The sequence below is a fragment of the Streptomyces sp. NPDC050504 genome (assembly GCF_044458065.1).
Classification (GTDB): Bacteria; Actinomycetota; Actinomycetes; order Streptomycetales; family Streptomycetaceae; genus Streptomyces.
The window spans coordinates 607,354-631,250 of sequence record NZ_JBITHO010000002.1 but is presented as its reverse complement, the minus strand read 5'-3'; the positions used below and the strand labels follow the sequence as shown (position 1 = coordinate 631,250).

Sequence of the window (23,897 nt, the reverse complement as noted above, 5' to 3'; positions counted from 1 at the left end):
CCCCCCCCCCCCCCCCGGGGGCCGGCCCCGCGCCCCCCCCCCCCCCCCCGCGCCCCCCCCCCCCCCTGGGGGGGGTGGGCCCCCCGCCCCCCGCCCCCCCCCCACCCGCGCCCCCCCCGGGGCGGGCCCGCCGGGGGGGGGGGGGGGCCGCCCCCCCCCGGCGGCCCCCCCCCCCCCGCCCCCCCTCTTTTCCCTACGGGAGTTCCTGCGGGTTTCCCTACGGGAGTTCCAGCCGCTTCCCGGTGAAGCCCGCCCGCAGCCGCCTGTCGTGCGAGACGACCACCAGCGTGCCCGCGTAGTCGGCCAGCGCCGCCTCCAGCTCCTCCACGAGCAGGGGCGCGAGGTGGTTCGTCGGCTCGTCGAGCAGCAGCAGGTCGTGCTCGTCCGTGACCAGCCGCGCCAGCTCCAGCCTGCGCCGCTGTCCGACGGACAGGTCCCGCACCGGCACGGTCAGGTCCGCCGCGCGGAACAGCCCGAGTGACAGCAGCTCATCGGCCCGCTCCTCGCCCCCGAACGCCGCGAGCAGCGTCCGCCCGTCCTCCGGCGCCGCCACGTCCTGGCGCAGGAACCCGACCCGCTCGGGGCGGCGGACCTCGCCGCCCGCCGGGGCCAGTTCGCCCGCGAGGACCTTCAGCAGCGTCGACTTGCCCGCCCCGTTGGCCCCGGTGACCAGCAGCCTGCCGCCCGCTGCCAGCTCCAGGGAGACCGGTCGCAGCCTGCCGGGCACGACGACGTCGTGCACCGCCACCGCGCCGGCCGCGCCGCCCCCGATCCGGGCCGCGAAGCGCAGCGGCTCGGCCGGAGCCGCCACCGGGTTCCCGGTCAGCCGCTGGAGCTGTTCCCTGGCCGAGCGGATCCGGCTCATCGCGCCGTGCGCCCGTGACCTGGCCCGGAAGGCGCCCGCGCCGCTGAACGCGGCCGGGGCCTTGCGGGGGATCGCGGAGAGCAGCCCGATGTTGCGGTCGGCCAGCTCGGAGTGGCGGGCCACCTCGGCCTTCCACCGCTCGTGCTCGCGCTCCTGGGCGGCGCGCGCTGCGGCCTTCGCGGCGAGGTACCCCCGGTAGCCGTTGCCGTAGCGGCGGACGGTCTTCGCGTCGCCGTCCACCTCCAGGACGGTCGTGGTGACCCGGTCCAGGAACGCCCGGTCGTGGGTGACCGCGACGAGCGTGCCCCGGTGGCCGCGCAGGTGCCGCTCCAGCCAGCCGACCGCCTCGTCGTCGAGGTCGTTGGTCGGCTCGTCGAGCAGCAGCAGCTCGGGCGCCGACGCGAGGGTCGCGGCGAGCGCGAGCCGGGAGCGCTGCCCGCCGGAGAGCGTGGCCAGCGGCCGCGTGCGGTCCAGCGGGCCGCGCTCGCCGATCCTGCTCAGGATCACCTCGACGCGGCGGTCGGCCTCATGTCCGCCGCGCGCCTCGAACTCGGCGAGCAGCTTCTCGTACGTCGTACACGCTTCGTCTCCTTCCAGTCCTTCGGTCTCCAGCGCGCGGATGCGGCGCTCCAGCGTGCGCAGCTCGGCGAGCGCGAGGTCGATCGCGTCGCCGACGAGGGCGGTGCCGGGCAGGTCCAGCGTCTGGGCCAGGTGTCCGACGCCCCCGGGCGCGGTGACGGTGAGGGTGCCGTTGTCGGGGAGGTCCTGTCCGGCGATCAGACGCAGGAGCGTGGACTTCCCCGAGCCGTTGTCACCGATCACGCCGACCTTCTCGCCGGGGCGGACGGTGAACGAGGCGCGGTCGAGGACGACGCGGTCCTCGTACCGCTTGCTCATGCCGTCCGCGGCGAGCTGCGCGACGGGGGCGGTGGTGCGGGCGGTGGTGCGGGCGGCGGGGGCAGCAGGAGCACGGAACAAGTGGGACCTCTTCCCTGGGGGACATTTACTTGATGAGACGAGACGGTCCGTCTCGCTTCATGGATGTGAAGGTAACAGCGCCCGTGCCCCCGCGCAAGACCTTCTTCTAAAAAACTTTCTACGGCGTCCCCGGCGGTGGCGTCGGCGCCCCCGGCAGCCGTAGCGCCACGACCGTGCCGACCCCGTCCGGCGCGGGGCCGAGCCGCACCTGGCCGCCCGACTGCTGGACCGTACGGGCCACGATCGACAGGCCGAGCCCCGAGCCCGGCAGCGCGCGGGCGGACGGGGAGCGCCAGAACCGCTCGAAGACGTGCGGCAGCTCGTCCGCCGGAATGCCAGGACCGTGGTCCCGCACCGTCAGTTCACCGCTCCGCAGCGCCACCTCGACCGTCCCGCCGGGCGGCGAGAACTTCACGGCGTTGTCCAGCACGTTCACCAGCGCGCGCTCCAGCGCCGCCGCGTCCGCCCTGACGAACCACGGCTTCAGCTCCGCCGCGAACGTCAGCTCAGGGCCGCGCAGCCTGGCCCGCTCCAGCGCCGTGCCCACGACGTCGTGCAGCGCGACGACCGCCAGCGGGCCGTGCGCCGCCGCGTCCGGCCGCGACAGCTCCTGGAGGTCCCCGATCAGCGAGGCCAGCTCGGTCATCTGCGCCTTCACCGACGCCATCAGCGCCTTGCGGTCGTCCGGCGGGATCGCCCTGCCGGTCTCCTCGCTGCGCGCCAGCAGCTCGACGTTCGTACGCAGGGAGGTGAGCGGGGTCCGCAGTTCGTGCCCCGCGTCCGCGATCAGCTGCGCCTGCCGGTCGCGGGACGAGGCGAGCGCGGCGGTCATCGAGTTGAACGACCGGGACAGCCGGGCGATCTCGTCCTCGCCCTCGACCGGGATCTGCACGGCCAGGTCCTCGGTGCGCGCCACGTGCTCCACGGCCCCGGTCAGCCGGTCGACCGGGGTCAGCCCGGTGCGCGCCACCCACAGCCCGGCGGCCCCCGCGCCGACGACGCCGATCCCGGAGAGCAGGAACAGCATCCACGCGAGGGAGGACAGCGGGTCGTCGACCTCGCTCATGGGGCGCGCCAGGGAGAAGGCGACGCCCCGCATGTCCGTCCGCTGGGTGTAGACGCGCATGGACTTGCCCGAGGAGTCCTTGGTGGTGTGCAGCGCCTCGTCCAGCTCGCCGTCGGCCACGGCGACGTCGCTCCGCTGCACGGGGACCGCCGCCGCCTGCCGGAACTGGCAGTACCGCCCGTCCGCGTACACCAGCTGCACCGTGTACGCGCTGGGGAACGGCAGCGCGGAGACCGCGCCCTGCGTGGCGCACGAGGCCCGCATGCTGCTCGTCGCCGCGGCGTCGAACTTGGCGCCCCGCAGCGCGTCGTCCAGCTGCTCGGTCAGCTGCGCCCGCGTCACGAACCAGCAGGACGCCGCGACCGCCGCGACCGCCACCGCCACCGCCGCCGTCACCAGCAGCGCGAGCCGGGAGCGCAGCGGCAGGGACCTGAGCCGTCTCACTCGGCGCCCTCCGCGCGCAGCGCGTAGCCGACGCCGCGCACCGTCTGCACGAGGCGCGGCTCGCCGCCGGCCTCGGTCTTGCGGCGCAGGTACATCACGTACACGTCGAGGGAGTTCGACGAGGGCTCGAAGTCGAAGCCCCACACGGTCTTGAGGATCTGCTCGCGGGTCAGCACCTGCCGGGGGTGGGCCAGGAACAGCTCCAGGAGCGTGAACTCGGTACGGGTCAGCTCCACGCGCCGCGCGCCCCTGGTCACCTCGCGGGTCGCCAGGTCCATCCGCAGGTCGGCGAAGGCCAGCACGTTCTCGTCGGCGGGCGCGTCCGCCGCGGCCCTGGCGTACGCGGAGCGGCGCAGCAGCGCGCGGATGCGGGCGAACAGCTCGTCCAGCTCGAACGGCTTGACCAGGTAGTCGTCGGCGCCCGCGTCGAGCCCGGTGACGCGGTCGCCGACGGTGTCGCGCGCGGTGAGCATCAGGATGGGGGTGGTGGACCCGGACTGCCGGACGCGGCGGGCCGCGGTCAGCCCGTCCATGCGGGGCATCTGGACGTCGAGGACGATCAGGTCGGGGGCGTGGGCCGCCGCCTTGGCGAGGGCGTCGAGGCCGTCGACGGCGGTCTCGGTGTCGTACCCCTCGAAGGCGAGGCTGCGCCGCAGGGCCTCGCGCACGGCGGGCTCGTCGTCGACGATGAGGATGCGGTCGCGGTGGCCTTCGCCTTCAGTCATGGTCCAAGGCTCGCACGCGGCGGGGGCGGGTACGGCGGGGGCGGGTACGGCGGGTACGGCAGGGGCGGGCACGGCGGGGCCGGGTACGGCGTCGGTCACACGTTGCCGCCGCTGCCGCCGCTCCCGCCGCTCCCGCCGCGCAGGCCCGCCAGGTCGGCCTTGACGGTGTCGACCGGGATGGCGAAGCCGAGGCCGACGCTGCCCGCGGTGGAGCCGGAAGCGGAGCTGGGGGAGTACATCGCGGAGTTGATCCCGATGATCTCGCCGGCCATGTTGATCAGCGCGCCGCCCGAGTTGCCCGGGTTGAGCGAGGCGTCCGTCTGGATGGCCTTGTACGTGGTCTTGGAGTCGCCGGTCTCGCCGTTGAACCGCTGCCCGCCGAACTCGAAGGGCCAGCCGTCGCCCGCCCGCCGCTGGTCCTGCTGCTCCTGCCCCTGCCCGTCGTCCTTCTTGACGGTGACGTCGCGGTCGAGCGCGGAGACGATGCCGCTGGTGACCGTGCCGGTCAGGCCCTCGGGGGAGCCGATGGCGACGACCTGGTCGCCGACCTTCACGCCGCTGGAGCTGCCGAGCTCGGCGGCCTTCAGGCCGGTGGCGCCGCGCAGCTTGATCAGCGCGAGGTCCTTGTCGGGGTCGGTGCCGACGACGTCCGCGGTGTACGTCCTGCCGTCGCTGGTCCTGACCTTGACGGTGTCGGCGCCCGCGATGACGTGGTTGTTGGTGACGATCTCGCCGTCGGCGGTGATGATCACGCCGGAGCCGGTGGAGGCGCCGGATGCGGTCGCGGCGTTGATCTCCACGATGCTGGGCGAGACGGCCTGGGCGACGCCGGTGACGGTGTTGCTGCTGGTGCGGGAGACGTTGGTGCCGCTGATCCCGGTGGACGCGTCGCCCCCGTGCCGGTCGGTGAGGCTTCCGACGAGGGTGGCGGTGCCGCCCCCGACGGCGGCGGCCGCGATGGCCACGGCGGCGAGCAGGGCGAACGGCTTCTTCACGCGGGGTGCGGGCGGGTACCCGGGAGGGGGCGGGTACGCGGAGGGCTGCGGCTGGTGGGGCGGCTGGGGCTGCGTTCCGTGGAAGTCCGTCATGGATACGACGATGCGCGCGGAAGATGAGAGCTCCCTGAGGACCCCCTGAGAAGCCCGACAGAACCAGATGCGCCCGGGACGGATCCCGTCCCCCGGGCAACGGGGTCCGGCAGGGGACCCGGCCCTACTCGTCCCACCAGTGGTCGTCCGGCCCCCGCCGGTTCGCGACGATCGCCGCGACCGGCGGAATCACCATCGCGACCACGCACATCCCCACCGCCACCGGCACCGACCAGAGCCGCACGAAGGCCCAGGCGGAGACGAAGAGCAGCAGGCATCCGCCCATCAGGAGGAAGTAGGCATGGCGCCGCCGTGCGTACATGCCTCCACAGTACGACCGAAGGGCCGCACCCGGATCCAAGTGGCGTCCAACCCCCTGGGGTGCGGCCCTCCGGCCTGCTCGTGGAAGGGACTCAGACGGCGATCGCGACCTCAGCGAGCCCGCCCGTCTGCGCCACGACCGTACGGTCCGCCGTGCCCCCGGGCACCAGCGCGCGCACGGTCCACGTGCCCTCCGCCGCGTAGAAGCGGAACTGGCCCGTCGCCGAGGTGGGCACCTCGGCCGTGAACTCGCCGGTCGAGTCCAGCAGCCGGACGTAGCCCGTCACCGGCTCGCCGTCGCGGGTCACCTGGCCCTGGATGGTGGTCTCACCGGGCTTGATCGTCGAGGCGTCGGGGCCGCCGGCCTTCGCTCCGCACATGGTGTTCTCCTGAGGGGTAGGGGGAGTGTCGAGGAAGGTGGTTACTTGTTGGCGCCGAGCTCGATCGGGACGCCGACGAGGGAGCCGTACTCGGTCCACGAGCCGTCGTAGTTCTTGACGTTCTCCACGCCGAGCAGCTCGTGCAGCACGAACCACGTCAGGGCCGAGCGCTCACCGATGCGGCAGTAGGCGATCGTGTCCTTCGCGAGGTCGACCCGCTCGTCCTCGTAGAGGGCCTTCAGCTCCTCGTCGGACTTGAACGTGCCGTCGTCGTTGGCGTTCTTCGACCACGGGATGTTGCGCGCGGACGGCACGTGGCCGGGGCGCTGCGACTGCTCCTGCGGGAGGTGCGCCGGGGCGAGCAGCTTGCCGCTGAACTCGTCGGGCGAGCGGACGTCGACCAGGTTCTGGTTGCCGATCGCGTTCACGACGTCGTCGCGGAAGGCGCGGATCGAGGCGTCCTGCGGCTGGGCCTTGTACGCGGTGGCCGCGCGCTCGGGCACCTGGGAGCCGTCGACCAGGTCGCGGGAGTCCAGCTCCCACTTCTTGCGGCCGCCGTCGAGGAGCTTCACGTCCTGGTGGCCGTAGAGCTTGAAGTACCAGAAGGCGTACGAGGCGAACCAGTTGTTGTTGCCGCCGTAGAGCACGACCGTGGTGTCGTTGGCGATGCCCTTGGCCGAGAGGAGCTTCTCGAAGCCCTCCTGGTCGACGAAGTCGCGGCGGACCGGGTCCTGGAGGTCCTTGGTCCAGTCGATCCGGATCGCGTTCTTGATGTGGTTCTTCTCGTACGCCGAGGTGTCCTCGTCGACCTCGACGATGGCGACCTTCGGGTCGTCGATGTGGGCCTCGACCCAGTCGGCGTCTACCAGGACGTCGCTGCGGCTCATGTCTGTTCTCCTCCGGGGCAGTTGCGGCGGTGGTGCGCGTGCGGCTGTACGGGGTACGCGAAAGGGACGCGCGTACGGCGGTACGGAGCAGCCCCGTCCCGATCGGGACCAGGGCGCGGGGAACGGAGCGCGGGGAGGCGGCTTCCGTCAGACGGTGCGACAGAGCATGGCGGCGACGCGGCACAGGTCTACTGCCCGCCGCTTCGTGAGGTCCGCCTGTCGCTGCTGCATACGTCCGATCGTAGGGACGTGCGGGCGGACATGTCACCGGTGTGTCGGATTTTGAGACGCGATCGTCCGGAATGCGGGACGAGGGAGGGGTTCCGGGACCCCTCCCTCGTGTCGTGACGGGCCGGTACGGGCCTGCCATCTGCGGATCGGACGCGACCGTCTCAAAAAGCGGACGCCGGGGATCCCGCGGGCCCTCCGGAGGCGTTCGGGCGCGGGCGCTCGGCTCAGCTCAGCTCGCGAGCGAGACGTCCTTGCCGGTGACCGTGATGACGATCCCGTCGGCCGTCGGCTCGACGGACGAGAGCTTGAGGCCGATCGGCAGGCCGCCGATCCTGCTGTCGAAGTCGGTCTTCTCGCGGACCAGGTTCTCCACGCCGGGGATCTCGCCCGCGGGGATCTTGTCGGCGCGCACCCGGATCGTGCTGCCGTCGGCCACGCTGACCGTCGAGAGCACGCTCTGTGACAGCGCGCGGTCCTTGACCCGGATCTCGCCGGACACCTTGACCTTGCCGTCGCCGCCGTAGGAGACGGTGAAGCCTTCCTCGGACGCCTTGGTCAGCTCCTCGTACGAGATGCGCGCGGTGCCCTTCGCGCGGGCCGCGACGGCGCCGGAGAAGTTGCCCTTGATCTCCACGTCGTTGAGCACGGCCTCCAGCTTCCCGATCAGGACCCGCTGGCCCGACGCGGTGGCCTCGACGTCGGTGAGGTCCACCTCGACCTCGTCCAGCTGACGGCCCGCGGCCTGGGTGAGGAAGGGGAAGCCCTTGATGGAGACCGAGGCCGAGCCCGACAGGTTCTGGGTCTTCTTGATCTGGTCGGCGACCTCGGACTCGGCGAACCAGACGGCCGCGCGGTCGGCGGCGACGAAGAGGCCGCCCAGGACCACGGTGATGACCAGCAGTATTCGCAGTGCGCGCATAGGTGACGAGTCCCCCGCTGTTGTGGTGCGTGCCGACCGTCGGCGTGCGCGAGCCTAACGTTCCGGCTCTCGCGCGCATCCGACGGAGAAAGACGAACGGGCCCCGCGAGCGGTTCCTCGCGGGGCCCGCGGGCCTCGTGGTGCGGCGGCCCGCCGGGTCAGGCGATCGCGCGGCCGATCAGGTAGACCGCGGGGGCGGCGACGGCGAGGGGCAGCGCCACTCCGGCCGTCATGTGCACGAACTTCGACGGGTAGTCGTAGCTGGCCACCCGCAGCCCGATCAGCGCGCAGCCGCCCGTCGCGAGGCCGAGCAGCGCGCCCTGCGAACCCAGGTCCGTCAGCCCGCCGACCGCGATGCCCGCGCCCGCGGCGGCGGCCAGCGCCACCAGCACGGAGACCGCGCCGGGCAGCGGCACCGCGCGGGCGAGCGTCGCCACGGCCACCGCGGCGCAGCCGACGGTCACCGCGTCCGCGTCGGCCGCGAGGTGCCCGGTCGCGACGATCGCCAGCGCCGCCGAGACGACGGTCGCCATCAGCCCGTACATCCGCTCGTCGGCCCCGGCCCGGGAGCGCAGCTGGAGCACGAGCGTGAGCAGCACCCAGACGCCGAGCGTGCCGACGATCGCGGCGGGCGCGTGCTCCCGGCCGACGCCCAGCAGGACGGCGTCGGCGGTGAAGCCGCCGAGCGCGGCGAGCGCGATGCCCTGGCGGGCGGGCCACATGCCGTTGAGCCGGAACCAGCCGGCCGCGGTCAGGGCCTGGAGCAGGACGAGCGGGACCAGCAGCCCGTACTGCCCGAGGGCCGCGCCGCCCGCCATCAGCAGACCGAGCGCGGCGGTGAGCGCGGCGGGCTGCATGCCGGGCGCGATGATCGGCGACCGGCCTTCGGCACGGGCGCGCTGGGCGTCCGTGATCCGGGCGTTGCCGCCGACGGTGGGCGGGCTGTAGGCGGGGCCGCTGTCCGCGGGCACCGGCACGGGCGTGGGCTCGGGCGCGGGCTCGTACGTGGTCGCGGGCTCGGGCGCGTACGCGGGCTCGTAGGAGGCCCGAGTGCCGTACGCGCTCTGCGGGGCCTCGGGCGGAAGGGGGTACGAAGCGGCGGGGGCCGGGGCCTGGGGCGGGAGGTAGGCCGTCTCGTCCACGAGCGGGGCGGCGGAGACCTGCGGCTGGTACTGGGTGTCCCAGGTGGGCCCCGACCAGGTCTGGGCGGCTCCGGAGTCGTAAGGCCCGTGCCCGTTGCCGTGCCCGTTGTCGCCGTGCCCGTTGTGCGGGGCCTGCGCCTGGGGGTCGTAGTACCCCTGCTGTCCGTACCTCTGCTGCTGGTGCTGCTGGTACTGGTGGTGCTGCTGCGCCTGCTGGGGGTCGTACGGCTCATAGGGCTCGTACGGGTACTGCTGGTCGTTGCTCATGATGTGCGGCTCACCCTCCTGCGAACGGCGGGAGCACCTCGACCGTGCCGCCCTCGGCCAGCCGTACCGTCTCATGTTCCCGGGTCCCCACGGGGTTCCCGTCAACGAGGAACGAGCACCGCAGCAGCACGCGCGTGAGCTCCCCCGGGTGCCGCCGCCTGACGCCGTCGAGCGCATCGGCGAGCGTCTCGGCCGCGTACGGCTCCTCCGCGGTGCCGGCCGCGGCCTTCGCCGCAGCCCAGTAGCGGATCGTTCCCGCTGCCATAGCCGCACTTCCTTTCGTCCGGCTACCCATGATGGGCCACGGGCGGGGCGCCGCCGACGGTTCCGCGGACACGGCGCTCGCCGCGGTCTCGGCCACCGGCCGCGCCTCCGTGCGCCCCCTGTGCGCCATCGGGGGCGTTCCGGAGGAGCGGGGTCCGGCGCCCGGAAGATCCGGAAGGCGCGGCCCCGGATCGGGGCGGATCGGCGTATCCGCAGATGGGAGCGGGTTCGCGAGGGGCGGCTTCGGCCCCTTCCGGCTTCCTACCGGACGGCCGGGACGTGATCCAGGAAACATTCGGAGTGTGAAATGGGACTCCTGGCGCGGAAGCAGCGTGGGCTAAGCTCGTCCGCGAAGGATCCGGGCAGCGTTGCCCCCGGGTCCTTTTGTGTTTACGGCCTGTTGTAACAGACAGGTGAACTCGGCTCCCGGGGCGCGGGGGCCACAGCCGTACGAGCGCAGTACAAGCAGTGCCGCATATGTCCTCGCAGGGACCGAGGAGGAACCGACGTCATGGGCAAGCGATCCGCGCACGATTCCAGGCCGACCACCCGGGCGGGGGGTCGGCGATGAGTTCTCTGCTGCTGCTGACCAACGCCCTCCAGCCGTCGACCGAGGTGCTTCCCGCCCTCGGCCTGCTGCTGCACAGCGTGCGGGTCGCCCCCGCGGAGGGCCCCGCCCTCGTGGACACCCCCGGAGCCGACGTCATCCTCGTCGACGGCCGTCGCGACCTGCCGCAGGTGCGGTCGCTCTGCCAGCTGCTGCGCTCCACGGGCCCCGGCTGTCCGCTGGTCCTGGTGGTCACCGAGGGCGGCCTGGCGGCCGTCACCGCGGACTGGGGCATCGACGACGTCCTGCTGGACACGGCGGGCCCCGCCGAGGTCGAGGCGCGGCTGCGGCTCGCGACGGGCCGCAGGCAGCTCGGCTCGGACGACTCCCCGATGGAGATCCGCAACGGCGACCTGTCCGTGGACGAGGCGACGTACAGCGCCAAGCTCAAGGGCCGGGTGCTCGACCTCACCTTCAAGGAGTTCGAGCTGCTGAAGTACCTCGCGCAGCACCCGGGCCGGGTCTTCACGCGCGCCCAGCTCCTCCAGGAGGTGTGGGGGTACGACTACTTCGGCGGTACGCGGACGGTCGACGTGCACGTACGGCGGCTGCGCGCCAAGCTCGGGCCCGAGCACGAGTCCCTGATCGGCACCGTGCGCAACGTCGGCTACCGCTTCGTCACGCCCGAGAAGCCGGAGAAGTCCGAAAAGCCGGTGAAGGCGGCGAAGAAGGAGGCCCCGGCGCGGGCCGACGAGCACGCCAAGGTCCCCGAGGATGCGGGCGTACGCCCTGCCCAGGGGTAGTTCCATCCGCGTAGACTGCCGCGCGTGGCCAAGGTGACGCGGGACGATGTGGCGCGACTGGCGGGGACTTCGACCGCGGTCGTCAGTTACGTCATCAACAACGGACCCCGGCCGGTCGCCCCGGCCACGCGCGAGCGTGTCCTCGCCGCGATCAAGGAGCTGGGGTACCGGCCCGACCGGGTCGCCCAGGCGATGGCCTCCCGCCGCACGGACCTCATAGGCATGATCGTCCCGGACGCGCGGCAGCCCTTCTTCGGCGAGATGGCGCACGCGGTCGAGCAGGCCGCCGCCGAGCGCGGAAAGATGGTCCTGGTCGGCAACTCCGACTACCGGGGCGAGCGCGAGGTCCACTACCTGCGGGCCTTCCTCGGCATGCGGGTCTCCGGCCTCATCCTGGTCAGCCAGGGCATGAACGAACAGGCCGCGTCCGAGATCGAGGCGTGGGACGCGCGGGTCGTGCTGCTGCACGAGCGGCCCGAGGCGATCGACGACGTGGCCGTCGTCACGGACGACGTCGGCGGCGCGCAGCTGGCGACGCGGCACCTGCTGGAGCACGGGCACGAGTACGTCGCGTGCCTCGGCGGCGTCGAGTCGACGCCCGCGGTGGGCGACCCCGTCGCGGACCACGTCGAGGGCTGGCGCCGGGCCATGCAGGAGTCCGGGCGGTCCACGGAGGGCCGGCTGTTCCAGGCCCCGTACAACAGGTACGACGCCTACCAGGTGGCCCTGAAGCTGCTCGCGGGGCCCGAGCGGCCGCCCGCGATCTTCTGCTCCACGGACGACCAGGCGATCGGGGTGCTGCGGGCCGCGCGCGAGCTGCGGATCGACGTGCCGGGGGAGCTGGCGGTGGCCGGGTTCGACGACGTGAAGGAGGCGGCGCTCACGGATCCGCCGCTGACCACCGTCTACTCGGACCGGCCCGCGATGGCACGGGCGGCGGTGGACCTCGTCCTGGACGACGCGCTGCGGGTCTCCGGCTCGCGCCGGGAGCGGTTGAAGCAGTTCCCCTCGGCCCTGGTGGTCCGCCGCTCCTGCGGCTGCGGCTGAGGGATCCCCACGCCCCCGAAGGGGCGCGGGGAACCGCGCCGGAGGCGGGGGACCGCCCCGCCTAGTACACGAGCGACTTCGTGTCCTCGCCCATTACCTCCTGCACGAACACCTGCGCCCCCGCGATCCGCGCCCCCGCGATGAGGTCCTTCTCCTCGACCCCCCGCCGCGCCGCGCACTGCGTGCACACCGTGATCGTGCCGCCCCCCGCGAGGATCCCCGCGATCAGGTCCGGCAGCGGAGCGGCGTGCGGCAGTTCGAACTCCTCGGCCTTCCCCGGCAGCGCGAACCACGTCGACTCGCCGGTCAGCCAGAGCGAGACCCGGACCCCGCTGGCCGCGGCCACCGCCGCGACCGTGAACGCCTGGGAGCAGCGCTCGGGGGCATCGGCCCCCGCGGTCACCTTGAGCACGAGCTTCTTAGCCATGCCGTGAACTGTAATCGGCCCCGGGACGGCCTCCGCCGCGCCCCGGAACCGCCCGCGCGGCCGACCTCACAGAGAGCGCCGGGCCCCAACCCATTAGGCTGGGACCCGGCCGTAAGACCCAGCCCCGATACCGCTCACGCGAGGAGCATCCCGTGCTTGAGGCATTCTTCACTTCCCTGCTGGTCCTGGTCTGCGTCGGCGTCCTCGCCTTCTCCGGCCTGACCGTGAAGAAGCTGTACCAGGGTCAGCGCTAACCCCCCGTACCTGTACCCGTACCCCACACAGATCGCCAGAGCAGCCACTCATGATCGAGATTCCGTCCGACCTGAACCCGGGCCTCGTGCCCCTCGCCTTCCTCCTCGGGACCTGGGAGGGCGCGGGCGTCACCGACTTCCCCGGCGCCGAGAAGGCGAACTTCGGGCAGTCCGTGACCTTCAGCCACGACGGCCGCGACTTCCTGGAGTACGTCTCGCACTCCTGGATCCTCGACGCCGACGGCAACAAGGTGAAGCCGCTGGAGTCCGAGTCCGGCTACTGGCGCATCGACGCCGACCGCAAGGTCGAGGTCGTGATGGTGCGCGACCAGGGCATCGTGGAGATCTGGTACGGCGAGCTGGCCGACCAGAAGCCGCAGATCGACCTGGTCACGGACGCCGTCGCGCGCACCGCGGCCTCCGGCCCCTACACCGGCGGCAAGCGGCTGTACGGCTACGTGAAGAGCGACCTGATGTGGGTCGGCGAGAAGGCCACCCCCGAGGTCGAGCTGCGGCCCTACATGTCGGCGCACCTGAAGAAGGTCGTCACGCCCGAGGACGTCGCCGCGATGGCCAAGAGCCTCGGCGACCTCCCGGACGACGGAATCGCCTTCTTCAAGTAGCCCGCCCGCTTGTGGACCGCCCACAAGCGGCCCGCCCCGAAGCGGATCGCGCTCAAGCGGATCGTGTTCTTCCCGGGGGGCGAAGGGCCCGCCGCGCCTAGACTGGGCGCGTGGAGAGCACCGACTGGAAGAGCGATCTGCGGCAGCGCGGCTACCGGCTGACACCGCAGCGGCAGCTTGTCCTGGAAGCGGTGGACGCGCTGGAGCACGCCACCCCGGACGCCATCCTCAGCGAGGTGCGCAAGACGGCGTCCGGGGTGAACATCTCCACGGTCTACCGCACCCTGGAGCTGCTGGAGGAACTGGGGCTCGTCTCGCACGCCCACCTCGGGCACGGCGCGCCGACCTACCACCTCGCCGACCGGCACCACCACATCCACCTGGTGTGCCGGGACTGCACGAAGGTGCTGGAGGCGGACGTCTCGGTCGCCGCCGAGTTCGCGGCGAAGCTCCGCGCGGGGTTCGACGGCTTCGAGACGGACATGAAGCACTTCGCCATCTTCGGCCGCTGCGGGGACTGTTCGAAGCGGTCGTAGGCTTCTTCGTATGAAGAGCCCTCTGCTGTCACTGCCCGGTGCCGTCCCCGCCGAAGGCACGGACGAAGGCGTCGCCGCCCACTACGGCGAACTGTTCCGCGAGCAGCGCGCCCTCGCCGAAGGCGCCGGCCTGGTCGACCTCTCCCACCGCGGCGTCGTCACCGTCACCGGCGACGACCGGCTGAGCTGGTTGCACCTGCTGCTCACCCAGCACGTCAGCGAGCTGCCCGCGGGGCGGGCCACCGAGGCGCTGGTGCTGTCCGCCAACGGCCACATCGAACACGCGGTGTACCTCGTGGACGACGGCGCGACGGTGTGGCTGCACACCGAACCGGGCAAACAGCAGGAGCTGATCGCCTACCTGGAGTCGATGAAGTTCTTCTACCGGGTGGAGGTCGCCGACCGCACCGCGGACTTCGCCGTCGTGCACCTCCCGGCGGGTTCCGTCGCGGAGGTCCCCGCGTCCGTCGTCGTGCGCGAGACGCCGCACGGCCGCGACCTGTTCCTGCCGCGCGGGGACCTGGAGCCGTACGCGAAGGAGAACGGCCCGCTCGCCGGGATCTGGGCGTACGAGGCGCTGCGCGTCGAGGGGCACAGGCCCCGGCTCGGCTTCGAGACCGACCACCGCACCATCCCGCACGAGCTGGGCTGGATCGGCACCGCCGTGCACCTCCAGAAGGGCTGCTACCGGGGCCAGGAGACCGTGGCCCGCGTCCACAACCTGGGGAAGCCGCCGCGCCGCCTGGTCTTCCTGCACCTGGACGGCAGCGACGTGCACCTGCCGCCGCACGGCACGCCCGTACGGCTCGCGGCCGACGGGCCCGAAGGCCGTCAGCTGGGCTTCGTCACCACGGCCGTGCGCCACCACGAACTGGGGCCGATCGCGCTGGCCCTGGTGAAGCGGAACGTCCCGGTGAACGCGCCGCTGCTCGCGGGGCAGACGGCCGCGTCCCAGGAGGTCGTGGTCGAGCCGTAGGGCCGTAGAGCTGTAGAGCCGTAGGGCCCTTCGGGGCCCGAGGGCCTCAGACGTCGATGACCAGCGTGAACGGGCCGCTGTTCGTGAGCGAGACGCGCATGTCCGCTCCGAACCGGCCCGTTTCCACGCGCGCACCCAGCGCCCGCAACCGCGCCACGACCTCGTCCACCAGCGGCTCGGCGACCTCGCCCGGAGCCGCCGCGTTCCACGTGGGCCTGCGCCCCTTACGGGCGTCCCCATACAGGGTGAATTGCGAAATAACGAGCAAGGGGGCATTCAGGTCGGAACACGACTTCTCGCCCTCCAGGATCCGTACGGACCAGAGCTTGCGGGCAAGCTGTGCCGCCTTGTCCGCCGTGTCCGTGTGCGTGGCTCCGACCAGCACACACAGCCCTTCGCCGACGATCTCGCCGACCGTCTCCCCGTCCACGACGACGCTCGCGCCGTCCACCCGTTGCACCACCGCACGCATGCGGATCAGCCTAACCGGGGCTGAACGGGTGTAGAGCGCCTGCGTCGAGCCCGTCCGGAGTGGCACGATGCACTGCACGCGGCGGCTGCGACGTCAGCGCCGCACCGGTCGAGGGGACGGACACCATGAGCACAACTGGCGCCGGGCGGCCGCCCGGTCCCGTACCGGCGTCGCGCGGCTTCGCGGACCACACCGACGCGGCGGGCGCGGAGGCCGCACCGCCCCTGCGGACGCCCCACCAGCGCAGCGGCGAGGCGCTGCCGTCGGCCAGGGAGCACGACCTGAAGCAGCTGCGGCTGCCCGAGCTGCGGGTGCTGCGCCGCGACTCGCAGCGCGACGAGGCCGACCTCAGCTACGTGCGGCGGCTGCTGCACGGGCGCATCGACATCCTCAGGGCCGAGCTGGGACGGCGTACGGGACCGCAGGCGCCGGTCGTCGACCGGCTCTCCGAGATCCTCACCGACGCCCCCTCCACGCACCGCCAGTCGGCCCGGCACGTGACGCTGTCGACGCCGCGCAGCGAGGAGTACCGGCTGCTGGCCGCCGAGATGCTCGCCGAGGTCGAACTGTCCGACCTCGGTGCCCGCACGGACGAGGAACTGCACCAGGGGATGGGCCGCCTCGTCCGCTACGAGCAGCAGGTTTCCCGCAGCAGGCAGCAGCTCCAGCGCACCGCCGACGATTGCAGCGCGGAGATCGCGCGCAGGTACCGTGAGGGAGAAGCGCAAGTAGACGACCTGCTGACCTGAAACGACCTTTCCGGGGCGGGGCGTCCGTTCCGGAAGGCCGAGCACCATGACCTCCTCCACCGCCGACGTCCCCGGCATAGCCCCCGTACTCGCCGAGGTCGTCAGGTCCGGCTTCGTGGAGGGCCGCCACCGGGGCTCCCTGGTGGTGCTGGCCGCGGACGGCTCGGTCGAGCTCGCGCTCGGCGACCCCGCCGCGCCGGTCTTCCCGCGCTCCGCCAACAAGCCGATGCAGGCGGCGGCGGTGCTGCGCGCGGGCCTCGACGTGCTCTCGGGCGAGCGGCTGGCGCTGGCCGCCGCCAGCCATTCGGGCGAGCCCTTCCACCTGGATCTCGTACGGAAGATGCTCGCCGGGTTCGAGCTTCCCGAGTCCGCGCTCCAGACCCCGCCAGACCTGCCGCTCGACCCGGTCGAGGCGGAGCGGTACCTGGCCGAGGGGCAGGTCAGGGACCGGATCACGATGAACTGCTCGGGCAAGCACACGGCGATGCTGGCGGCGTGCCGGCTGCGGGGCTGGGACCGGGCGACCTACCTCGCGCCCGACCACCCGCTCCAGCGGCTGGTCCTGGAGTCGGTCGAGTCCGCCGCGGGCGAGAAGGTCGCGGCGGTGGGCACCGACGGGTGCGGGGCGCCGCTGATGGCGATCAGCCTGACGGGCCTCGCGCGCGCCTTCCGCGCCTTCGTGCTGGCGGACCCCGCGTCGCCCGAGGGGCGGGTCGCGGCGGCGATGCGGGCGCACCCGGAGTACGTGGCGGGCACCCGGCGCCCCGACACCTGGCTGATGCGGGCGGTGCCCGGCGCACTGTCGAAGATGGGCGCGGAGGCGGTCCAGGCGGTGGCCCTCCCGGACGGCCGCGCGCTCGCCTTCAAGATCGAGGACGGTGCGGGGCGCGCGCTGGGCCCGGTCCTGGCGCGGACGCTGGGACTGATGGGCGTGACCGATCCGGTGCTCGCGCGGATCGGCGAGGCGGGACTGATGGGCGGGGCGGAGCGGGTGGGGGAGATCAGGGCGGCGTTCTGAGGGGGACGAGGAGTACCAGGGGTACGGGAGGCCGGGGGTGGCCCCCGTGGCCCGGGGCGGGGCCTTCGCCCGGGGCGGGGCCCTGTCGATTCCGTTCCGTACGGAGTGCTACGGGACCGTGAGCACGACCTTTCCCAGCAGGCCGCGCCCCTCGATCGCCGCGTGCGCCGCCCCCGCCCGCTCCAGCGGGAACGTTCCGCCGATCACCGTCCGCAGCCGCCCCGCCGCCGCCTCCGCGAGCGCGCGGGCGGCCAGCCGGGAGCGGTCCGCCTCCGACAGCTGCACGTCCCCGATGCCGAGCACCGCGATCCCGCGCCGCTCCGCGTCCGCCGCGTCGACCCGCGCGAAGTCCCCGGTGGGCGCGCCGTGCGCGGAGAACCGGCCGCCGTCGGCGGTCAACGCGTACGCGGCGCGCCCCACTTCGCCGCCGACCCCGTCCAGCACGACGTCCGCGCCCGCACCGCCCAGCGCCTCCCGCGCCGCCTCCTGCCAGCCCGCGCGCCCCGTGTCGACGGCCGCGTCGGCGCCCAGCTCCCGTACGAGAGCCAGCTTCCGCCCGCCCCTGGCCAGCGCCACCACCACCGCGCCCGCCGCCTTCGCCTGCTGGACCAGGAGCGTGCCCATGCCGCCCGAAGCGCCCACGACCAGGACGCGCTCGCCGGGCCGCACGGCGACCAGTTCCAGCAGCCGCGCGGCGGTCACCCCGTCGTGCACGAGCGCGGCGGCCTGCTCGTCCGCCAAGCCGTCCGGCACCGGCGTGAGCCCCGCCGCGGGGGACACCGCCAGCTCCGTGTAGCTCCCGTCGGTGACCGACGAGGAGACGACCCGGCGCCCGATCCAGCCGGGGTCGACCCCCGCGCCGACGGACCTGACCGTCCCCGCGACGCCGCTGCCGGGCACGTACGGCGGTTCGAGCCGGAAGTAGTCGCCCAGGTCGCCCGCCCGCAGCTGGGTCTCCAGGAAGATCGTGTCCACGGCGGAGACCGCGATCACGACCTCGCCGGGGCCCGCGGCCGCGTCGGGGACCTCGGTGGGGACCAGGACCTCGGGACCGCCGAACTCCGTTGCATGAATGACGCGCATGATTCCCGCTCCTCGTAAGGACGTTGACGGCGCTGGTGAGCGCCGCTGACGCGCCGAGTCTGAAACATCAAGCGCGGTTGAGGTCAAGGGGCGTTCCGGCTGACCCGGGCCGTGCCATGCTCGTGGCATGAGTGGTGTGCCAGGTCTTCGCGAGCGCAAGAAGCAGCAGATGTACCGGACGATCTCGGAGACCGCGATCGGTCTCTTCCTGGAGAAGGGCTTCGACGGGGTGTCCGTCGCGGAGATCGCCGAGGCCGTCGGGGTCTCCAAGCCGACCCTCTTCCGCTACTTCCCCGCGAAGGAGGACATGGTCCTGCACCGGTTCGCCGACCACGCCGACGAGGCGGCCAGGGTCGTCGGAGGCAGGGCGGCGGGCGAGACCCCACTTGCCGCGCTGCGCCGCCACTTCCTCGCGCGACTTGAGGCGCGCGACCCCGTGACCGGGCTCAGCGACGAGCCCGCCGTGCTCGCCTACCTGCGGCTGCTGTACGGCACTCCCGCGCTGCTCGCGCGGATGTACGGCTACCGGACGAGGTCCGAGGAGGCGCTGGCCGGGGCGCTGGGCGGCGGGGTCGCGGCGCGGCTGGCGGCGGGGCAGATCGTGGCGGTGCAGCGGGTGCTGGCCGAGGAGAACTGGCGGGCGATCGAGGCGGGCGCGAGCGTCGAGCAGGTGCACGGCGTTGCGGTGGAGGCCGCCGAGCTGGCCTTCGTGCAGCTGGACGCGGGGCTCGCCGGGATGCCGGGCGCGGGGTCCGGCGATGGGCCCGGCACCGGGTCCGGCGGTGGGCCCGGCACCGGGTCTGGCGGTGGGCCGGGCGGAAGGCCTTTCGTGGAGTTTTCCACAACCGAGTAACTTTTTTTACTCGGTCACGTTATCTTTGGTGCATGACAGCACTCGATCGTGAGCTCATCAGGGAGCGGGAGTACCACGACGCCTGCCGTGCGGCCCTGACCGGCATGGTCGAAGGGGCCTCGGAGCGGGTCGTGACCGGCGAGAACGCCTTCGCGTCGGGTGCCGACGCCGAGGTGCTCGGCTATCAACTGCGCAGCTGGGCGAAGGAGTTGCGGGAGCTGCCCGAGGGTCCGCTCTTCTTCGGCAGGCTCGACTTCCGGCCGGACGGGTCTGAGGGGGGCGAGGGCGGGGCCCCGGGCGGGGCCCCGGGCGGGCGGGGCGAACACGCGGGGCAGAGCTACCACATCGGTCGCCGCCGCATCAGCGAGCACCCGGCCGCGCCACCGCTCGTCGTGGACTGGCGGGCGCCGGTCTCGCGCGCCTTCTACCAGGCGGGGGCGCGTGATCCACAGGGTGTGGAGGTGCGGCGCAGGTTCGGCTGGGCGCCGTTCAGCAAGGGGGCGTCGGACGACCTGACGGGCCTGGAGGACGAGCGCCTGGACGGCGAGCCGCCGGGCGGGCCACCGCCGGGCGGGGCGTCGTCGGACGGGGTGCCGCTCGGCGGGAGCGCCATCCTCGCGCGGGAGATCGAGCGCCCCCGCGTCGGCCCCATGCGCGACATCGCCGCGACCATCCAGCCGGAGCAGGACGATCTCGTACGGTCCGGGCTCGCCCGGTCCCTCTGCGTGCAGGGCGCTCCGGGCACGGGCAAGACCGCCGTGGGGCTGCACCGCGCCGCGTACCTCCTCTACACCTACCCGCAGCGCATCCAGCGCTCGGGCCTGCTGGTCCTCGGCCCCAACCGCACGTTCCTGACGTACATCTCCGAAGTGCTGCCCTCGCTCGGCGAGTTGGACATCCGCCAGTCCACCGTGGACGACGAGATCGCCCGCCACCCGGTGCGCGCGGTGGACGAGGAGGCCGCCGCCCGCGTCAAGCACGACGCCCGGATGGCGGGGGTGCTGCACCGCGCGCTGTACGGCAGGGTCGGGGCGCCGACCGAGGACGTCGCGGTGCCCGACGGCTCGTACCGCTGGCGGATCGGCGTCGACGAACTGGCCAGGATCGTGGCCGAGGTGCGGGCCGAGGCCCCGCCGTACGGAGTGGGGCGCGAGCGGGTCCGCGGCCGCGCCGTCCGGGCCCTCCAGCTCCAGGCGGAGCGCCGGGCCGGGCCGATGGGCAACGTCTGGGTGCAGAAGGTCGGTCGGGCCCGCCCGGTCTCCGCGTTCGTCGACGCGGTGTGGCCCAAGGTCCGCCCGGAGGAGGTGCTTTCGGAGTTCCTGGCCGACCCCGCCGACCCGGAGCTGACGGCCGCCGAGCGGGCCGCGCTGCGCTGGGCGAGGCCGCCGCGCTCCTTCAAGTCGGCGAAGTGGACCGCCGCCGACCTGGTCCTCCTGGACGAGCTGGCCGGACTGATCGAGCGGCCGGACGGATACGGCCACATCGTGGTGGACGAGGCGCAGGACCTCTCGCCGATGCAGGCGCGGGCGGTCGCGCGGCGGGCCGGGTTCGGCTCGCTGACCGTTCTCGGGGACCTGGCGCAGGGCACGACGCCCTGGGCGGCGGACAGTTGGCCCGAGCTGTTGCGCCACCTGGGCAAGGAGGACGCGGAGCTGGTCCCGCTCACCACCGGGTTCCGGGTCCCGGCGGTGATCGTCGACTTCGCGAACAGACTGCTCGGCTCGCTGGGGGTCGACGTGGAGCCCGGTCGCTCGCTGCGGGCGGACGGCGAGCTGCGGATCAGACCGACCGGGGACCGCACGGCCGAGACGGTCACGGCGGTACGGGAGGGGCTGGCCCGGGAGGGTTCGATCGGCGTGATCGCGGACGCCCCGCAGGTGGCGGGGTTGCGCGCGGCGCTGGAGGCGGCGGGCATCCCCACGTCGTCGCCGGACGGCCCCGCCGCGGCGCAGGCCCGGGTGACGGTACTGCCCGCATCGGTGGCCAAGGGGCTGGAGTACGACCACGTGGTGGTGGTCGAGCCGACGGCGATGGCCGAGGCGGAGGCGCGCGGCGCCCACCGTCTGTACGTGGCCCTGACCAGGGCGGTCTCCCGGCTGGACGTGGTGCACGCGGACCCGTTGCCCGCGGCGCTCGCGGGGCCGCGGGCAACGGGTCCGCGTTAGGGGCGCGGGGCTGTGTCTGAGGTGCGGCTCCGCGGCGTGAGCGCGAGAGCGGGCACGCGCCGGGCGAACCCACCCGCCCGTCCCCGCGTCCTAGGGCGCGACCGCGCCGGGCACGGCCAGAGCGGTCCCGTAGAGGCGCCCGACCTGGATCGTGATCCAGACACGACGATCAGGAAGGAGGGCCCCGTCCTTCACCGGACCCCCGTCCCCCACCCCGTCCCCCACCACGTCCCCGTCCAACTCCTCGATCCTCGCCTCTCCCTCGGCCACGGCGAACGACCAGGGGTCGGGCCCGGCGATGTGCAGCGCGACGCGCGGCTCGCGCAGTATCTGCCGGACCTTCAGACGGTCCGCCGTGGCGGAGATCCGCAGGGTGCGGGCGTCCGCGTCCCAGGTGTAGACGACGGTCGAGAGATGGGGGTGACCACTGCGCTTGACGGTGGCGAGCGTGCCGAACTGCTGGCGCTGCACGAGGCGTACGAGCTCGGCGTCGGAGAGGGAGCGAGGAGCGGGGCCGGGGTTCTCGGTCTTGGCCATGGCGTGACGAACCTTTCGGTGGAGAGGAGATGAGAGGAGAGGAGAGACAGCCGGGTCAGGCGACGGTCATGTGAGGGGACGCGGCCTCCGGGAGTGCCGCAGCCTCCGAACCCTCCGTCGCGCCCCCGGTGCGGCGCAGCACGGTCAACGCCACACCGAAGGCGACGACCAGCAGCCCCGTGCCGACGGCGAACGCCAGGTGGTACCCGCCGGTCAGTGCCTCCGCCTCCGGGAGCCCCCGGGAAGCGAGGCTCTCCGTGCGCGACGCGGCCAGCGTGGAGAGGACGGCGACGCCCAGCGCCATGCCGATCTGCTGCGTGGTGTTGAAGAGCCCGGAGGCGAGCCCGGCGTCCTCCTCGCCGGCGCCCGACATGCCGAGCGCGGTCAGGGCGGGGAGCGCGAGGCCGAAGCCGGCCGCGAGGAGCATCACGGGCAGCAGGTCGACGGCGTAGTTCGCGTGGACGGGAAGGCGGGTGAGGAGACCGAGGACGCCGACGAGCATCGCGAGGCCGGTGAGCAGCACGGCGCGTTCGCCGAAGCGGCCGATCAGCCGGGCCGAGGCGCCGAGCGAGACCGCGCCGATCACCGCGGCGGCGGGGAGCATCGCGAGGCCGGTCTCGGCGGCCCCGTAACCGAGGACCTTCTGGAGGTGGAGGGCGACGAGGATCTGGAAGGAGAAGAGCGCGGCGACCATCAGCATCTGGACGAGGTTGGCGCCCGCGACGCTGCGGGAGCGCAGGACGCGCAGCGGCATCAGCGGGGTGCGGGCGGTGGCCTGGCGGGCGAGGAACGCGACGAGGAGCAGGACGGAGACGGCCCCGAGGCCGAGGGTGTGCGGTGAGGTCCAGCCGTACTGCTCGACCTCGACGACGGTGTAGATGCCGAGCATCAGACCGGCGGTGACCAGCAGCGCGCCCAGCGCGTCGGCTCCGGCGCGCGGTCCGAGGCCGCGGTCGGCGGGGAGCACCCGCAGGGCGAGAACGATCGCGGCGGCGCCGATGGGCAGGTTGATGAAGAAGATCCAGTGCCAGCTCAGGGCATCGGTGAGGACGCCGCCGAGCACCTGCCCCAGGGAGGCCCCGGCGGCTCCGGTGAAGCTGAACACGGCGATGGCGCGGGCGCGTTCGCGCGGTTCGGTGAAGAGCGTGACGAGGATGCCGAGGCCGACGGCGGAGGACATCGCGCTGCCGACGCCCTGGAGGAAGCGGGCCGCGATGAGGACGCCGGGTCCGGTGGCGGCCCCGGCGAGCAGCGAGGCGGCGGTGAAGACGGCGGTGCCCGCGAGGAACATCCGCTTGCGGCCGATGAGGTCGCCGATGCGCCCGGCGAGGAGGAGGAGGCTGCCGAAGGCGATCAGGTACGCGTTGACGACCCAGCTCAGCCCGGCGGGCGTGAAGCCCAGGTCGTCCTGGACCGCGGGCATCGCGACGGTGACGATCGAGCCGTCGAGGACGGTCATCAGCAGGGCGCTGGCGAGCACTCCGAGAGCGAGGTTCCGGGAGCGGGCGGCGGATGGAGGTGCGGCGGGCGGAAGGGGCGCGGTGGACGCGGACATCTCGGTCTCTCCTGTCGTGGGAGGGCAACAGGAGAGACCGTAGCAGATAGTTCCGTTGCAGACTATCTATCTCGGATTAAGTTGTGGGGCGGGTGGCCCGCTCAGCGCTGGCGGGCCCTGCGGGCCTGGGCGGGGGAGCTCTCCGGCGTGCCGAGGTGGCCCTGGGCCAGGCCGGTGAGGGCGCGCAGCAGCACGACGCGGTCGGCGTCCGGGACGGCGCCGAGGGCCCGCTGGTGCACGCCGTCGGCGATCCTCTGGCTCTCCGCCGCGACGGCGGCGCCCGCCTCGGTGACCGCGATGATCCGGGCCCGGCGGTCGGTGCTTGAGGGGCGGCGCTCGGCGAGGCCCGCCTTCTCCAGGGCGTCGACGGTCACCACCATCGTGGTCTTGTCCATGTCGCCGATCTCGGCGAGCTGCGCCTGGGTGCGCTCCTGCTCCAGGGCGTGGACCAGGACGCAGTGCATCCGCGCGGTCAGCCCGATCTCGGCGAGGGCCGCCGCCATCTGGGTGCGCAGGACGTGGCTGGTGTGGTCCAGGAGGTAGGAGAGGTCGGGCTCGGTGCGGGCGGGAGTCAGGGCGGTCATGTCTGCCAGGGTAACCATTCGGTCCGTGGCGGATTATCCGTAAGCGGACATTCGGCGAGGCGGGGTGGGGCGAGGCGGGGCGGGATGGGAT

Annotated in this window: 26 protein-coding genes; 9 read left to right on the top strand and 17 right to left on the bottom strand. The window is 73.3% G+C overall.

The features are described 5' to 3' along the window. Window positions 1–217 precede the first annotated feature (217 nt). The 11 genes from abc-f to ACIBNE_RS08620 form a co-directional block, all read right to left on the bottom strand. Window positions 218–1,762, bottom strand: coding sequence for a ribosomal protection-like ABC-F family protein (abc-f, locus tag ACIBNE_RS08670; RefSeq protein ID WP_399271269.1), 1,545 nt, complete (start codon window positions 1,760–1,762; stop codon window positions 218–220). 199 nt (window positions 1,763–1,961) lie between these two features. Continuing rightward, window positions 1,962–3,353 carry a sensor histidine kinase gene (locus tag ACIBNE_RS08665; RefSeq protein WP_399270732.1) on the bottom strand — a complete coding sequence of 464 codons (1,392 nt, stop codon included), beginning with the start codon at window positions 3,351–3,353 and terminating at the stop codon, window positions 1,962–1,964. Further along, window positions 3,350–4,078: a response regulator transcription factor gene (locus tag ACIBNE_RS08660; protein WP_399270731.1), complete on the bottom strand. Its 729-nt coding sequence runs from the start codon at window positions 4,076–4,078 to the stop codon at window positions 3,350–3,352. Before ACIBNE_RS08660 ends, ACIBNE_RS08665 begins: the two co-directional genes overlap by 4 nt. A 95-nt stretch (window positions 4,079–4,173) precedes the next feature. Further along, a complete protein-coding gene (locus ACIBNE_RS08655) occupies window positions 4,174–5,166 on the bottom strand; it encodes a S1C family serine protease (RefSeq protein WP_399270730.1) in 993 nt (330 codons plus the stop codon). A gap of 124 nt (window positions 5,167–5,290) precedes the next feature. Further along, a complete protein-coding gene (locus ACIBNE_RS08650) occupies window positions 5,291–5,488 on the bottom strand; it encodes a DUF3099 domain-containing protein (protein ID WP_399270729.1) in 198 nt (65 codons plus the stop codon). Window positions 5,489–5,579: 91 nt separating this feature from the next. Beyond that, on the bottom strand, window positions 5,580–5,867 hold the full coding sequence (locus ACIBNE_RS08645) for a DUF1416 domain-containing protein (RefSeq protein ID WP_054232391.1): 288 nt from the start codon (window positions 5,865–5,867) through the stop codon (window positions 5,580–5,582). Between the two features lie 41 nt (window positions 5,868–5,908). Beyond that, complete coding sequence (locus tag ACIBNE_RS08640) at window positions 5,909–6,754, bottom strand: sulfurtransferase (RefSeq protein ID WP_399270728.1); 846 nt, start codon at window positions 6,752–6,754, stop codon at window positions 5,909–5,911. 147 nt (window positions 6,755–6,901) lie between these two features. Continuing rightward, the gene (locus ACIBNE_RS08635; protein ID WP_369689033.1) at window positions 6,902–6,985 is read right to left on the bottom strand and encodes a putative leader peptide; all 84 of its coding nucleotides are present in this window, start codon (window positions 6,983–6,985) and stop codon (window positions 6,902–6,904) included. Between the two features lie 229 nt (window positions 6,986–7,214). Next, window positions 7,215–7,904: a DUF2993 domain-containing protein gene (locus ACIBNE_RS08630; RefSeq protein ID WP_399270727.1), complete on the bottom strand. Its 690-nt coding sequence runs from the start codon at window positions 7,902–7,904 to the stop codon at window positions 7,215–7,217. A gap of 158 nt (window positions 7,905–8,062) precedes the next feature. Continuing rightward, on the bottom strand, window positions 8,063–9,313 hold the full coding sequence (locus ACIBNE_RS08625; protein WP_399270726.1) for a hypothetical protein: 1,251 nt from the start codon (window positions 9,311–9,313) through the stop codon (window positions 8,063–8,065). Between the two features lie 10 nt (window positions 9,314–9,323). Beyond that, complete coding sequence (locus tag ACIBNE_RS08620; RefSeq protein WP_399270725.1) at window positions 9,324–9,578, bottom strand: MoaD/ThiS family protein; 255 nt, start codon at window positions 9,576–9,578, stop codon at window positions 9,324–9,326. A gap of 566 nt (window positions 9,579–10,144) precedes the next feature. On the opposite strand from ACIBNE_RS08620, the gene ACIBNE_RS08615 reads away from it, so the two are divergent. Beyond that, window positions 10,145–10,927, top strand: coding sequence for a response regulator transcription factor (locus ACIBNE_RS08615; RefSeq protein WP_399270724.1), 783 nt, complete (start codon window positions 10,145–10,147; stop codon window positions 10,925–10,927). Window positions 10,928–10,951: 24 nt separating this feature from the next. Then, complete coding sequence (locus ACIBNE_RS08610) at window positions 10,952–11,974, top strand: LacI family DNA-binding transcriptional regulator (RefSeq protein ID WP_399270723.1); 1,023 nt, start codon at window positions 10,952–10,954, stop codon at window positions 11,972–11,974. 61 nt (window positions 11,975–12,035) lie between these two features. Here ACIBNE_RS08610 and ACIBNE_RS08605 read toward each other — a convergent pair whose 3' ends face one another. Beyond that, window positions 12,036–12,401 (bottom strand): DsrE family protein, encoded by a 366-nt coding sequence (locus ACIBNE_RS08605; protein ID WP_399270722.1) that lies wholly within the window; start codon window positions 12,399–12,401, stop codon window positions 12,036–12,038. A gap of 304 nt (window positions 12,402–12,705) precedes the next feature. On the opposite strand from ACIBNE_RS08605, the gene ACIBNE_RS08600 reads away from it, so the two are divergent. The 3 genes from ACIBNE_RS08600 (at window position 12,706) to ACIBNE_RS08590 (ending at window position 14,790) form a co-directional block, all read left to right on the top strand. Next, window positions 12,706–13,278, top strand: a complete 573-nt coding sequence (locus ACIBNE_RS08600; RefSeq protein ID WP_399270721.1) for an FABP family protein — start codon at window positions 12,706–12,708, stop codon at window positions 13,276–13,278. A gap of 110 nt (window positions 13,279–13,388) precedes the next feature. Further along, window positions 13,389–13,814 carry a Fur family transcriptional regulator gene (locus tag ACIBNE_RS08595; protein ID WP_399270720.1) on the top strand — a complete coding sequence of 142 codons (426 nt, stop codon included), beginning with the start codon at window positions 13,389–13,391 and terminating at the stop codon, window positions 13,812–13,814. A gap of 10 nt (window positions 13,815–13,824) precedes the next feature. Then, complete coding sequence (locus ACIBNE_RS08590; protein ID WP_399270719.1) at window positions 13,825–14,790, top strand: YgfZ/GcvT domain-containing protein; 966 nt, start codon at window positions 13,825–13,827, stop codon at window positions 14,788–14,790. A gap of 46 nt (window positions 14,791–14,836) precedes the next feature. Here the strand turns inward: ACIBNE_RS08590 and dtd are convergent, their stop codons facing one another. Then, on the bottom strand, window positions 14,837–15,262 hold the full coding sequence (gene dtd, locus ACIBNE_RS08585; protein WP_399270718.1) for a D-aminoacyl-tRNA deacylase: 426 nt from the start codon (window positions 15,260–15,262) through the stop codon (window positions 14,837–14,839). A 125-nt stretch (window positions 15,263–15,387) separates the two neighbouring features. On the opposite strand from dtd, the gene ACIBNE_RS08580 reads away from it, so the two are divergent. Together ACIBNE_RS08580 and ACIBNE_RS08575 are read left to right on the top strand one after the other, a co-directional pair. Beyond that, complete coding sequence (locus ACIBNE_RS08580; protein WP_399270717.1) at window positions 15,388–16,011, top strand: ABC transporter substrate-binding protein; 624 nt, start codon at window positions 15,388–15,390, stop codon at window positions 16,009–16,011. Window positions 16,012–16,057: 46 nt separating this feature from the next. Continuing rightward, window positions 16,058–17,029, top strand: coding sequence for an asparaginase (locus tag ACIBNE_RS08575; RefSeq protein WP_399270716.1), 972 nt, complete (start codon window positions 16,058–16,060; stop codon window positions 17,027–17,029). Between the two features lie 108 nt (window positions 17,030–17,137). Here the strand turns inward: ACIBNE_RS08575 and ACIBNE_RS08570 are convergent, their stop codons facing one another. Further along, window positions 17,138–18,112: a zinc-binding dehydrogenase gene (locus tag ACIBNE_RS08570; RefSeq protein ID WP_399270715.1), complete on the bottom strand. Its 975-nt coding sequence runs from the start codon at window positions 18,110–18,112 to the stop codon at window positions 17,138–17,140. A gap of 127 nt (window positions 18,113–18,239) precedes the next feature. Between ACIBNE_RS08570 and ACIBNE_RS08565 the strand changes: the two genes are divergently transcribed. Both ACIBNE_RS08565 and ACIBNE_RS08560 read left to right on the top strand, forming a co-directional pair. Then, on the top strand, window positions 18,240–18,965 hold the full coding sequence (locus ACIBNE_RS08565) for a TetR/AcrR family transcriptional regulator (RefSeq protein WP_399270714.1): 726 nt from the start codon (window positions 18,240–18,242) through the stop codon (window positions 18,963–18,965). Window positions 18,966–18,997: 32 nt separating this feature from the next. Then, on the top strand, window positions 18,998–21,130 hold the full coding sequence (locus tag ACIBNE_RS08560) for a HelD family protein (RefSeq protein ID WP_399270713.1): 2,133 nt from the start codon (window positions 18,998–19,000) through the stop codon (window positions 21,128–21,130). 90 nt (window positions 21,131–21,220) lie between these two features. Here the strand turns inward: ACIBNE_RS08560 and ACIBNE_RS08555 are convergent, their stop codons facing one another. The 3 genes from ACIBNE_RS08555 to ACIBNE_RS08545 form a co-directional block, all read right to left on the bottom strand. Continuing rightward, the gene (locus ACIBNE_RS08555; protein WP_399270712.1) at window positions 21,221–21,667 is read right to left on the bottom strand and encodes a pyridoxamine 5'-phosphate oxidase family protein; all 447 of its coding nucleotides are present in this window, start codon (window positions 21,665–21,667) and stop codon (window positions 21,221–21,223) included. Window positions 21,668–21,722: 55 nt separating this feature from the next. Next, window positions 21,723–23,222, bottom strand: a complete 1,500-nt coding sequence (locus tag ACIBNE_RS08550; RefSeq protein ID WP_399270711.1) for an MFS transporter — start codon at window positions 23,220–23,222, stop codon at window positions 21,723–21,725. Window positions 23,223–23,323: 101 nt separating this feature from the next. Further along, window positions 23,324–23,806 carry a MarR family winged helix-turn-helix transcriptional regulator gene (locus tag ACIBNE_RS08545; RefSeq protein WP_399270710.1) on the bottom strand — a complete coding sequence of 161 codons (483 nt, stop codon included), beginning with the start codon at window positions 23,804–23,806 and terminating at the stop codon, window positions 23,324–23,326. Window positions 23,807–23,897 lie beyond the last annotated feature (91 nt).